A 12,039-nucleotide genomic window follows, 5' to 3' on the forward strand; every position below is an offset into this window, starting at 1 on the left:
CCGATCTTACTCGACCTGGCCGATATTGGCGGGGCTTTCGCCCGGCGACAGCACATATTTCCAGATCGCCGCGCCGATGGCCGCACCGATCAGCGGCGCCACGATGAACAGCCAGACCTGCCCCAACGCGCCATTCTGGGCAAAGATCGCCGCGGCGATCGAGCGCGCCGGGTTGACCGAGGTGTTCGACACCGGGATCGAGATCAGGTGGATCAGCGTCAGGCTGAGCCCGATGGCGATCGGCGCGAAGCCGGCCGGCACCGCCTTGGCGGTGGAGCCCAGGATGACGATCAGGAAGAATGCCGTCAGCACCACTTCGGCGACCAGCACCGCGGTGAGGCCGTAGCCGCCCGGCGACAACGCATCATAGCCGTTCGAGGCAAAGCCACCCGGCGTATAGCCGGCAACGCCCGAGGCGATAATGTAGAGCACCGCCGCGCCGGCAATGCCGCCGATCAGCTGCGCCACCCAGTACGGCACCAGATCCTTGTAGGCAAAGCGGCCGGCAATCGCGAGCCCGAGCGATACTGCCGGGTTGAAGTGGCCACCCGAAATGCCGCCCACCGCGTACGCCATTGTCAGTACCGTCAGTCCGAATGCCAGCGACACGCCGACAAAGCCGATGCCGACTTCCGGCACGCCCGCGGCAAGAATGGCGCTGCCGCATCCGCCGAATACGAGCCAGAAAGTGCCGAATGCTTCGGCCGATAGTCTTCTGAACATTCCCAAACCCTCCGAGGAGTCGTTCCCACCGCGTCACTGTTAGGCGCACTTGTTGCGCCGGTGAATCGGCGCGCCTGGGTTTTGCACCACTGTTGTGCCCTCGAGCGCCAAAAGCCTAGCCGGTGCAGGCATCTGGCCGCCGTTCGGCGGAAACAGCTGCTCTATGCTTGGTTGCCGAAAACGTTTGCGGAAACTTTAGCAGCGCTACAAATGCGGATTCTGGAATTCAGCTTTTCCAAAGCTCGGCAATGGAAATTCCTATTTGGTTTAAAATAGAACTAATGGATGACTATCGTTATCACCGTAGATGGCACGCAGATTACACTGCCAAACTAGGTAACGACCCGGTTACTGTGCATTGTCAGGCTCCTGTCAGTCGTGTTCTAATACTTATGTGGACGCGATTCGAAGGTACGGGGATGAGCCTCGTTACCTACTGGTGCCGGTACGGACCGGCAGCAGCTTTGGCCTGCAACCCCAGGTGGCAAAGTGGACAGACTTGCGGACTCGATACCTTATCGGCCTTACCTCAATAGAGACCGGCTGATCTATTTGACGCACCCGGAAGCACGGATATCCAAGGGACTGTGCGACGAGTTCATCGCGCAGGGCTTTCAGGTCTCCATGGTGCCGGACGTACTGGCGCTCACGCGGCTGATGGCGCTCCGACGGCCAGATCTCGTGCTGATGCCGTTGTGTGGCGAGGAACGCGACATGTGCGAGGCGCTCGAAGCGCTCACCGCCATCCGCGGCCAGCACCTGGGCATTCACACCTTCCTGCTGGCACCGCCCGATGTCCGTGCCGAGATGGTGGTGGCTGCCATGAAACATGGTGCCAGCTCGGTGTTTTCTCCGCCTTATGCGCCGGTCGAACTGGCGGTTGCCGCCCAGGAAATCTTCCGCGGCGATATCCATGTCGAGCAATCCAAGGACGGGCCCTCCACCGTTACGGTGAAAGGCTTCGGTACGCTCACCTATCGCGAGCGCCAGATCCTGCAATATGTCGTCGATGGCCGCACCAACAAGGAGATCGCCGTCGATCTCGGCCTCTCCTACCGCACGGTCGAGGTGCATCGCCGGCACATCATGGAAAAGATCGGCGCCCGCAACACTGCCGAACTGGTTCGGCTCGCCATCGAGAGCTGAGCGCTCGCCCAGGTGCGACGACCTGGCATCGTTCGACGGAAGGTCGAGATGCCCACCAGAAATGCTCCTCGCAGAAGGCGGGGAGTGCCAGCAGCGCCGCCCCCCCGCGCTGCCCGGCTCCACCGGGTCATTCTCCGCCTCGAAGCGGCACCCTTCGTCTGCGATGGCTCCCGGACGGTGGTGTGGCTTTGCGGGAATGACGCCGGTGGTTCCGCTTTGCTGCACCCGCAGCAGGTAGCCGCGCGACAGTTTTCGCCCGCATTGCCGGCTTCTCGCCGGACCGGGCCGGCGCCGTCGTTGCCGTCCCGCGATGCATCTGTCGTCAGCATGGCACGGGCTGTGGATCGTCCCGGTGCTGGCGGTGTCGTTGTCCGCAGCGGCAGCGGAGCACGCTGACGACGCTCTGATCACCGCAGGAGCGCAGTGGCTGATCTGATGCACCCCGCGTTTGCTGCGGGGTCGCACCGTCGAGGCAGGCATCAGGCAATCAAAGCACCGCCACCAAGGCATGGCAGTTTTCGCCCGATCAATGGCATGGCGGCCAACGCGCTGCCGCGCTACTACGCCAGCGCACGACTAATCCATAACAACGATCCGATTGCGCCCTGACGATGCGGAATGGCGGCCGCCGACCCCTCACCCTGGTCGCGCCCCGTTCGGCTGATCGGTGGCGGACATTCACGGTAAGTCCTCAACGGAACCACCAGATGCCCGCCTCCAGGCATGCGCTCTCGGCGGCGGCAAATTTGCGCTCGAAGAACTGGTGTTCAGCAAGGCCGGCTGGTGGGAAGTCAATGTCCACGTCGATAGCGCCGGTGGAGCGGATACGGCGACATTCAATCTCACCCTGTGAACGACACACCCAGGCAACGGAGGATAACGTGACCCTGACATTTGGTACCGAGCCTCTCTCGGTTGTAACCCGCCTCATTCGCGCCGTGGCTGAAATGCTGGGCCGGGCCGCGCGTGACAGGCGCCAGCGGCTCGCCCTGGCCGACCTGCTGACCATGAGCCCTGCCCGTCTCGACGATCTCGGCATCACCCACCAGGACGTGCTCGAGGCGGTCCGGGCGCGGAGATCTGCCGGTCAGCACCTGGCCAGGCGGCAGGCGGAGCGCGCCGATGCAGCGCTGGCACGCTGCGTGGCCTGCGCGTCCTAGTCCCGCAAACGGTTCTACTCACCGGATGGAGGCCAACATGATGATCCGCAGGATAGTGCTCGGCGTCGGCGCCGTCGTGGCTCTGGCAGCCATTGCAGTGCCGCTGTTTCTCATCCCGGGTGCGCCCAGCGCTCCGCGGCCCGCCGCAATGGCAGTGCCCGTCGATGAACAGGCGGCAACCATAGCCGCCCTCGCACCGCCCCGGCGGACGCGGCCGGTCATTGCCATCGCGACCCGCAACGAGGGGACCGAAGTCTCTGACTTTCTCAGTATCTACGGCATCATCAAGCGCGCGGACCTCGCGGATGTGTCGGTTGTCGCTGAACATGACGAACCGGTGCGGCTCTACTATTCGACCATGTCGATCGACCCGGACGCGACGCTGGCGGCCTTCGATCAGGCCCATCCGGATGGCGCGGACTACGTGCTGGTGCCGGCGATGGATCCGGGCACGGACCCAGCGATAGCGGCATGGCTCAAGGCCCAGCGCGACAAGGGCGCGACGATCGTCTCGGTGTGCAACGGCTCGCGCATGCTGTCGACGGCGGGATTGCTCACCGGGCGCCGCGCCACCGGGCACTGGAGTGCCCGCGACGAACTCAGGCAGAACAATCCCACAATGCAATGGGTGCCCGACCGCCGCTATGTGGTGGACGACCGTGTCATGACGTCGACGGGGATAACGGCCAACATACCCTCGATGATCGCGCTGGTCGAAGCCATCGGCGGTCGCGATGCGGCGGCGCGCATTGCGGCCGACATCGGCGTTGCCACTTGGGACGCGCGGCACGATTCCGAGGCCTTTGCACTGACGCTCGAGCTCAGGAAGACGTTCGTGCGGAACATCATGAGCGTCTGGCGGCGCGAAACGCTGGGCGTGCCCGTTGCCGACGGGGTCGACGAGGTGGCGATGGGGCTCATGGTCGACGCCTACTCGCGCACGCAACTGGGAACAGTTGTCGTCATGGGCGAGGGCGGCTCGGTAACGACCAGGAGCGGCCTCACGATCCACGTCGACCCAATCGAGCCGGCCAAAGTCACGAGGATGCTGCCGGCACCACCCACCGACAATGTCGCGCTGACACTGGAGACGGTGCTGCCCGACATCGTCTCCCGCTACGACCGGCCGACCGCCGACATCGTTGCCCTGGCGATGGAGTATCCATGGCCCCGGGAGCAGCTCGCCGCCAGCAACTCACCGCAAGTGATCGGCAACAGGTAGCAACCAGCAAGGGGGATCGACCATGACACAGGAACTCAAGCCTGGGCTGGACCAGGCCACCGCCCCCTCGCCGGCACACACGCAGGACGGCGCGAGCCAAGCCAGTCTCAAATGGTGGCCAGCCATCCTGGGCGCGGCATTTGCCGCCTTTACCGCGATCGGACTCTTTACCGGCAGCGACACCGGCAGCGATCTGGCCCCGGTGGTCGCTGCGTCCGGATTGGTCTATCTGGCGGCAGCGGCGCTGCACAAACCGGCGGCCGCCTGGCCAGTCTTCTTCCTCTCGGTCATCGTCATTACCCTGGCGAAATTCGGCGTCATCGGCTTTGACGCCACCTGGCCGCTGCTCGGCATTGCCGGCGCGCTGGTGATCTACGGCCTGTGGCGCGGCAAGGCCCGCTCGACAGCTGGCCTGCCGCTACAGGCAATCGCCATGGCCGTCCTCGGCCTGGTCGCCTCCGCAGCACTCTATTTCAACGAAACGCTGGGCGCCTAGCTCGTGGCCGGCGGTCTCCTCGCCCACGCCGCATGGGACATCTATCACCACCGGGCGAACAAGGTTGTCGTTCGCTCGATGGCGGAGTTCTGCTTCGTCCTGGATACGCTGCTGGCGGCGGCAATCGTGGCTGCAACCTTGATCGGCCGATGAGCGGAGCGCGCAGAGTGGTTTGAGCCGGGCGATGAATACAGCGACGCGAGCTATCTTAACGCCACATTGGTGAAGCCGGGCTAGCCTTGGCGCGGTCGCCAGGGTGCCCGGCGGCTGCAGCCAATTCAGCCGGGATGCTTCAGTGGGTTCCACTTCGGCAGCTTTTGTCAGATCGTCAAGCGAGGATGCGCGTCGCCAGAACGCAGTGGCCCTGCTGTTCCTGCTACTGACCGCCGTCGCCTTTCTCATCCGCTTCGCCATTCCGGCGCAGCTGATGAACAAGATGGTGGCCTACACCACCGAAACCGGCTCGTTCTACGAGAAGCTGCATTTTGGCACCTATGCCGTGCTGTTGCTGCTGCCGGTGGCGGTGCTCAGCCGGCCGTTCGTGCTGCGTGGCGACGAGATCGGCAAATTCCGGGCGCTGCTCCGCTATGGCGGGCTGATGCTGCTGATGGCGGTGTTCATGTTCGTCACCGGCAAGGCCGGCTCGTCGGTGCTGCTGGTCGATACCTATCTGGTGGCTGGCGCAGCGGGGCTGATCATGCTGGCGCTCAACCCGGCGTCGCGCCGGGTGCTCGGTGACATTACGCTGGGGTTCCTCATCCTCAGCGCGCTCGTCGGGATCTTCGAGGCGCTGACCCAGCAGCGGATCATGCCCTATGACGCGGTCGAGCTGGTGTTCCGACCGGTCGGCCTGTCCGAACATCCGCTGGCGCTCGGCGCCACCTGCGCGACCGCGGTGGGGTTCGTGGCGCTGACCAGGTGGCCCGTCTGGCTGCGGGTCGCCGCAATCGGCATCCTGTTCATCGGCGCTGCCGCCTCAGGCGCGCGCCTGGCGCTGCTGGTCACTGCCCTCGAGATCTTCGCCCTCATCATCGTCGTGCCATGGCCTCGCCTGTCGCCGCGGCATCAGCGGCAGGCCAAGCTGTTCGTGCTGCTCGCCACCGCAGCGGGGGGCGCCGTGCTGACCGCAATCATGTTCGCGGCGGGCCTGCTCAGCCGCTTCACCAGCACGCTGTTCGACGAAAACTTCTTCGTTCGGGTGAGCATCTACGACGTGTTCAACCATGTCAGCTTCGAGCAGGTAATGTTCGGCATGGACGGGAACGAACTGCTGCGCATCGTCAACGAGAAGCTGCACATGCCGACCATCGAGAGCGCGCAGGTGGTCATCGTGCTGCTGTTCGGCCTGCCGCTGGCGCTGCTGTTTGCCTGGCTGGTGTTCTGGATGCTGTGGCGCATGCTGCGCCACGCCCAACCCGCCGCCTGGATCGGCGTCGCGGCAACGCTGCTGGCGGCGCTTTCCAACAACACGCTCTCCTCCAAGACGCCGCTCATCATGATGATGATCGTCCTGGTGCTGGCCTACAATGCCAACGGCATCAAGCAGACGTCCGACAAGCCGGGGTGAGCGCCGGATCGTTCAAGCCGCGGACGAATTAAGGACGATTCGACTACGAGCAGGCATCAGACGCGCCGGTCTGGCATTTTGCCGCCAATATCTGGATCCTCCCGAGGTCGCGATGATGTCCGAAATCGTCGATTTGGTCATGGCCAAGCTCGTCAATGCCGTCAGCGGCGAGAACGGCATTACCCTGCTCATCCTGTTCTCGACCGCCTTCATCAGCGCGCTCGTCGCCTACTGGCGCACGGTCGAGCACAAATCGCTGGGTGACTTCTTCAGCTTTGCGCTGCCCAAGGAAGTGATCCTGCACCCGTCGGCGCGCGCCGATCTCTTGTTCTACATCACCAAGCGGCTGATGATGCCGTTCCTGCTGATCCCGACGGGCATCATCTTCGTGGCGCTGGTCGGCTTCGGCACCAACCAGCTGATCAGCTGGATCTTCCAGATCCACGGCCCGCTGATCGCGGGGCCGACGCCCTGGTGGGTGCTGGTGCTGTTCACCATCTCGATGCTGATCGCCTACGACATCTCGTATTACCTCTACCATGTGGCGCAGCACAAAATCCCGTTCCTGTGGGAGTTGCACAAGGTGCACCACTCGGCCGAGGTGCTGGTGGGTATCACCAAGGATCGCGTCCACCCGCTCGACGACCTGATCAACCGCATCTGGGATGGCGCCATTCCCGGCGTCATGTTCGGGCTGTGGAGCATCATCGCGCTCGATCCGGTCGAACTCACGGTGTTCGGCATCAATGTCTATGCGATGCGCAACCTGCTGATGATGGATTTCGTCCGGCACACCCACTACAAAATCTCGTTCGGGCCGCTCGACAACTACATCCTGTCGCCGCACTGGCATCAGCTGCATCACAGCGCCGACCCGCGCCATTACGACAAGAATTTCGGCCTGCTGCTGTCGGTCTGGGACCGCATGTTCGGGACCGCCTACGTGCCCGACCCGAACGAAGACATGAAGTTCGGGCTGCTCGATCGCGACAAGGACGACTACCAGTCGCTGTTCGGGCTCTACCTGCTGCCGCTGAAGAAAATGGCCGGCCACGTGGCGCGGTGGCTCGGCCGCCGCCCCGCGACCGTCACCCCGCCCCCCAGGGATCCGGCCCAGTCATGAACGTTCACGCTCCCCTGTCGCGCCTCGACGATCGCCTCGAGGATCATCGCCTCGAGGACTGTCGCTTCGAGATCGTCGACAGCGGCGCCGGCCTCGATGGCATCGGCGCGGCATGGAGCGCGCTCTGGGCTGAGGGCAACGGCTTGATCTTCCAGAGCCACGACTGGGTTTCCGCCTGGTGGAAGACCGTGCCGGGCCAGGCCGAACGGCAATTGCGCATCGGGCTGGTGTGGTGCGGCGAGGACCTGCTGGCCATCCTGCCGCTGGCGATCCAGCGGCGCAAAGGCCTGAGGTTCCTCGAATGGGCGGCCAATGACTGCACCGATTATGCCGATGTGCTGATCCACCCGCGCTGCCCGCCCGCCGCGCTCAGCCAGCTGTGGCGGCAGGTGGTCGCTGCCGGCGGGTTCGACCTCTACTTCCTCAACCGGCTGCGGCCGGACGCGAAGTTCCGCGCCCTGCTCGACGCACCCGGTGGCCTGAGCCTGGTCGCCAATCGCCGCACCGAAATCTGCTCGCAGGTCGCGGGGGACTGGGCGACGGGGGCCCAGTGGTTCGAGTCGCAGTCGAAGAAGACCCGGCAGAACTACCGGCGTGGGCGCAAGGCGCTGGAGGAGAGCGGCAAGGTGGTGTTCCGCCTGCTGCCGCTCGACGAGCCCGCGGGCCCGGTGCTGGCGCGGCTCGGCGAGCTGAAGCGGCAGTGGCTGGCGGGGAACGGCCGCGTTGCGCCGCTGTTCGATGCAGGCGCTCCGGCGCTGCCGGCATTGGTCGAGGTGCTGGCGAAGGCCGGCGCGCTCAGGATTTTCGTCATCGAATGCGCGGGGACCACCGTCGCCATTTCGGTCAATTTCGTGCAGCGCGGCACCCTGATGGCGTTCCTCACCAGCTACGATCCGAGCTTCGAGCGCGGTTCGCCCGGCATGGTGCTGCTGATGGATTATGTCCAGTGGTCGATCGACCAGGGACTCGAGATGGTGGATTTCCTCTGTGGTGAGGAGCCGTTCAAGGTCCGCTTTGCCACGCAGACGCTGACCCTGACCTCGGTGATGGGGCCGGCGACGCTGAAGGGCCGGCTCGCCATGCTGGTCGACGAGATACGGCTCAGGTCGCGGTCAGCGCTCGATGGCTGGCGCGCCTGGCGTGCCGCCAACATCAAGCGGCCGGGATCGAGCCAAAGCACCGAGCTGGTGCGCGACGACGCCTAGCCGTTCCGGGCAAACGAAACGGCGAGGAGCCGGGACAAAGCTCCTCGCCTTCGGGCCGCTCGATGATCGGGAGACTGATCAGCTCGCGACGATCGCGGTGGCCTGGTTCGTCTTGCCGTTGAGGGTATAGGTGATGGCGACGTTCTCGCCGGCCTTCAGCTTGGAAAAATCGCACTTGGGCGCAAACTGGTAGACGGCCTTGTCGGCCAGGGTGACGGTGCAGGCTTTGCCGTCCATCGACTGGATGGCGCCGTGGGCAGTGCTGGGGGCAGCCAGCGCCATCGAGGACGCGCCAACCGAGGCAACGAGCATCAGGGGAATGAGGATCTTGCGCATGACGATCTCCTTTTCGTCGGGTTCGCCACATCAGCTAGCGGTGGCGGCCGGTGCGTGGTGCAGCGGCGAGACGGAAGCTGCGACCACCCGATTGCCCCCGCCTTTCCCGAAACTTACATATTCGTAAGCCGACAGCGGCGGGCGACCGGGTATAGGTTCGCGCACGGCAGCAAGCCCATGTCGGGTGCGCCCCGTTTGGAGCTCGAAGCACGGTGAAGGTGGTTGTCGCCGAGGATGACCGGACGTCGTCGGAGTTCATCCGCAAGGGGCTGGCCCAGCAGGGGCATAGCGTCGAGACGGTGTATGACGGCCGCGATGCCCTGACCTTTTGCCTCTACAACAGCTGCGACGTGCTGGTGCTCGACCGGATGATGCCGGGTATGGACGGGCTCTCGGTAGCCAAGGCACTGAGAGCCTCCGGCCGCACCATGCCGATTCTGTTCCTCACTTCGATGGGCGATGTCGACGACCGCGTCGAAGGGCTGATGGCCGGTGGCGACGATTACCTGGTGAAACCCTTCCATTTCTCCGAGCTGCTGGCACGGATCACCGTGCTGGCGCGCCGCCCGCAGACGGCGGAGGCTTCGAGCCGGCTCAGCATTCACGACCTCGAACTCGACCTGATGGCCCACACCGCGACACGGGCGGGCACCCGCATCGACCTGCAGGCCAAGGAGTTCGCGATTCTCGCGCTGCTGATGCGCAATGCCGGGCGGATCGTCACCAAGACCATGCTGCTCGAGCAGGTGTGGGATTTCAATTTCGACCCGCAGACCACGGTGGTGGAAACCCATATGAGCCGGCTCAGGGCCAAGATCGACAAGCCGTTCGAAGTGCCGCTGATCCACACCACGCGCAATACCGGCTACTCGATCCATGCACCGCGTCAGTAGCATCCTCGCCGGGGCGGCGTTCCGCTCGGCGGTGCTGTTGCTGCTGCTGTTCCTCGCGGTGTTCCTGGTTGCCGGCGTGGTGATCGTCAGCCAGACCAGCAGCGAGGCCGAGAGCGAGATCCGGGCACTGGTCAGCAACGAGTTCGAGCTGTTCCGCGAAGCCGCCGAGACCGGCGACATGAACCAGTTGCGCCAATTGGTGGACAGCTCGGCCGCCGCGGCGGGGCCACGCTTCTTCGTCGTGGCGCTCTATCGCCCCGACGGCACGCTCTTCGCCGGCGACGACATTCCGCGGCCGGAAAAGCTGGGCTGGAGCACCATCACCTCGGGCGTCAACACCAAGACCCCCACCGAGAAATACCTGGCGCTGACCGAGGATATCGGCGGTTATCGGGTGACCTTCGGGCGCACGCTGTTCTTCGTCGAAGTGGGCTCGGCGGCGCTGTGGCGCGCGCTGATGCTGGCGAGCATCGTGGTCGGCATCGGGGCATTGGCCATCGGCTACCTCGCCAGCCACGGCGTTTCGGCCAAGCTCGACCGGATGGCCGAAACGCTCGAGCGCGTGGCGCGCGGCGACAGCCGGGTGCGCCTGCCGGTCGGCCGCTCGAACGACCAGGTCGACCGGGTGTCGCGACAGATGAACGCCCATCTCGACCGGCTGAGCGACCTGCTCGACACCATGCGCAACACGGTGATCTCGATCGCCCACGACCTCAAGTCGCCGCTGAGCCGCGCCTATATCCTGCTGCAGGAGGCCGAGGAGGCGCCGGGCGAGGCGGAGCAGACGCAACTGCTCGAAGAGGCGCAGGCCGAGATCGAGCGGCTCAACGGCATCTTCGACACGGTGCTGAGGATTTCGCGCATCGAGGCCTCCGACGACCAGTCCGGCTTTGCGGCGTTCTCGGCGCGCGAACTGGTGAGCGAAACGCTGCAGACCTTCGAGCCGGTGGTCGAGGAAGCGCGGCAAGAGCTGATCGAGGCACCGCTCAGCGGCGATGCCACCATTGTCGGCGATCGCCGCATGGTGGTGCAGTTGCTGGTCAACCTCATCACCAATGCCTCGCGCTACAGTCCGCCGGGCGCACGGATCGAGCTCAGCGCCGGCGTCGAGGACCAGCATCCGGTGCTGATCGTCGCCGATAACGGGCCGGGAATCCCGGCCGAGCGACGCACCGAGGTGTTCGAGCCGTTCCGGCGGCTCAACCCGGAGCGCGACGAAAGGGGTGCAGGCCTGGGGCTGGCGCTGGTGCAGGCCATTGCCACGCGGCATCGCGCCAGCGTGCGGCTCGAGGACAACCAGCCGGGTCTCAGGGTGATCGTCCGCTTCCCGGTCTCCGACCTCGGCGCCGCGGCTTGAGGATTTGTAAGTTTGGCGAGAGCATCGCGTAAACCGCGCAGCGCATAACCCTCCCCGCCGATGCCGTTGCACCGACCGCCGGCCCCTCCGCCGACGCCAACACATCATGCGGAGTATCCAGAAATGAACAAGCTCTCCAGCCTTTCCGTCGTCGCCCTCGTCGCCGCGCTGATCGCCGCCGGCCCGGTGCTCGCCGCCGTGCCGAAGTTCACCAATGGCGCGCCCGGCACAGCGATGGGCGTCGATGAATTCGCCAGCCAGCTGGCGGTCTTCAATGCCCGGGAGGTCGCCGACCTCATCGGCGCCAAAAGCGTGACGGTCTACAACTACGATACCGCCTGGACCGACAAATCCGGCAAGGCGGTGAACCTGCTCACCGAGGACTCGCAGAGCATCGGGCTGTTGCGCGAAGCGCTGAACAAGAACCCGGCCGCGGTAAAGCTGCTCGCCGACAACAAGATCAAGGTCGACCAGGTGGTCGATATCGTCGACGTCGGCGGCAACGTGCAGCTCTACATCCAGTGACTGGCGTAGCGGACGCCGCTGCGGCGGCGTCCGAATGCCATTTTCGGCCAGGCTTACTCGAGGTTGGATTGGGTTTTGCTCAACTCTTGACTGCCCACCGGCTGTCATCCCTGCGAAAGCAGGGACCAACGCTCTGCCGGCGCGAGCTGTGAAATGGGTCCCAGCTTTCGCTGGGATGACATCGTGGGTGGTGCACTTGCGGTGTTCAACTCACCCGCGAAGTGGGGACATGGTGGCGATGAGGTTGCCGAAGGCCCGGCGGGGGCCGTTCTAGCCCGATCTGCAT

13 protein-coding genes are annotated in these 12,039 nt (G+C 64.9%); 11 read left to right on the top strand and 2 right to left on the bottom strand.

What is annotated here, in order from left to right:
* Nucleotides 1–6 precede the first annotated feature (6 nt).
* Entirely contained in the window at nt 7–723 is a 717-nt protein-coding gene (gene aqpZ / locus VGV07_RS09975) for an aquaporin Z (RefSeq protein WP_326868534.1), read from the bottom strand.
* A gap of 489 nt (nt 724–1,212) precedes the next feature.
* On the opposite strand from aqpZ, the gene VGV07_RS09980 reads away from it, so the two are divergent.
* The 8 genes from VGV07_RS09980 (at nt 1,213) to VGV07_RS10015 (ending at nt 8,642) form a co-directional block, all read left to right on the top strand.
* Complete coding sequence (locus tag VGV07_RS09980; RefSeq protein ID WP_326868535.1) at nt 1,213–1,869, top strand: response regulator transcription factor; 657 nt, start codon at nt 1,213–1,215, stop codon at nt 1,867–1,869.
* 881 nt (nt 1,870–2,750) lie between these two features.
* On the top strand, nt 2,751–3,029 hold the full coding sequence (locus VGV07_RS09985; protein ID WP_326868536.1) for a hypothetical protein: 279 nt from the start codon (nt 2,751–2,753) through the stop codon (nt 3,027–3,029).
* 37 nt (nt 3,030–3,066) lie between these two features.
* A complete protein-coding gene (locus VGV07_RS09990; RefSeq protein WP_326868537.1) occupies nt 3,067–4,251 on the top strand; it encodes a DJ-1/PfpI family protein in 1,185 nt (394 codons plus the stop codon).
* 22 nt (nt 4,252–4,273) lie between these two features.
* Nucleotides 4,274–4,747 (top strand): hypothetical protein, encoded by a 474-nt coding sequence (locus tag VGV07_RS09995; RefSeq protein ID WP_326868538.1) that lies wholly within the window; start codon nt 4,274–4,276, stop codon nt 4,745–4,747.
* A 3-nt stretch (nt 4,748–4,750) separates the two neighbouring features.
* On the top strand, nt 4,751–4,900 hold the full coding sequence (locus VGV07_RS10000; RefSeq protein WP_326868539.1) for a hypothetical protein: 150 nt from the start codon (nt 4,751–4,753) through the stop codon (nt 4,898–4,900).
* 205 nt (nt 4,901–5,105) lie between these two features.
* Nucleotides 5,106–6,314 carry a VpsF family polysaccharide biosynthesis protein gene (locus tag VGV07_RS10005; protein ID WP_326868540.1) on the top strand — a complete coding sequence of 403 codons (1,209 nt, stop codon included), beginning with the start codon at nt 5,106–5,108 and terminating at the stop codon, nt 6,312–6,314.
* A 112-nt stretch (nt 6,315–6,426) separates the two neighbouring features.
* The gene (locus VGV07_RS10010; protein ID WP_326868541.1) at nt 6,427–7,437 is read left to right on the top strand and encodes a sterol desaturase family protein; all 1,011 of its coding nucleotides are present in this window, start codon (nt 6,427–6,429) and stop codon (nt 7,435–7,437) included.
* Entirely contained in the window at nt 7,434–8,642 is a 1,209-nt protein-coding gene (locus VGV07_RS10015; protein ID WP_326868542.1) for a GNAT family N-acetyltransferase, read from the top strand. The genes VGV07_RS10010 and VGV07_RS10015 overlap by 4 nt, the downstream gene beginning before the upstream one ends.
* Before the next feature lie 78 nt (nt 8,643–8,720).
* On the opposite strand, the gene VGV07_RS10020 is transcribed toward VGV07_RS10015, so the two are convergent.
* Complete coding sequence (locus VGV07_RS10020) at nt 8,721–8,978, bottom strand: DUF1344 domain-containing protein (RefSeq protein ID WP_326868543.1); 258 nt, start codon at nt 8,976–8,978, stop codon at nt 8,721–8,723.
* Nucleotides 8,979–9,190: 212 nt separating this feature from the next.
* On the opposite strand from VGV07_RS10020, the gene VGV07_RS10025 reads away from it, so the two are divergent.
* From VGV07_RS10025 to VGV07_RS10035, 3 genes are all read left to right on the top strand, one after another.
* Entirely contained in the window at nt 9,191–9,871 is a 681-nt protein-coding gene (locus tag VGV07_RS10025; protein ID WP_326868544.1) for a response regulator transcription factor, read from the top strand.
* On the top strand, nt 9,855–11,228 hold the full coding sequence (locus VGV07_RS10030; RefSeq protein ID WP_326868545.1) for a HAMP domain-containing sensor histidine kinase: 1,374 nt from the start codon (nt 9,855–9,857) through the stop codon (nt 11,226–11,228). Before VGV07_RS10025 ends, VGV07_RS10030 begins: the two co-directional genes overlap by 17 nt.
* 123 nt (nt 11,229–11,351) lie before the next feature.
* Nucleotides 11,352–11,753 (top strand): hypothetical protein, encoded by a 402-nt coding sequence (locus VGV07_RS10035; RefSeq protein WP_326868546.1) that lies wholly within the window; start codon nt 11,352–11,354, stop codon nt 11,751–11,753.
* The last annotated feature ends 286 nt before the right edge of the window (nt 11,754–12,039 follow it).

Source organism: Devosia sp., from assembly GCF_035944845.1.
Classification (GTDB): Bacteria; Pseudomonadota; Alphaproteobacteria; order Rhizobiales; family Devosiaceae; genus Devosia_A.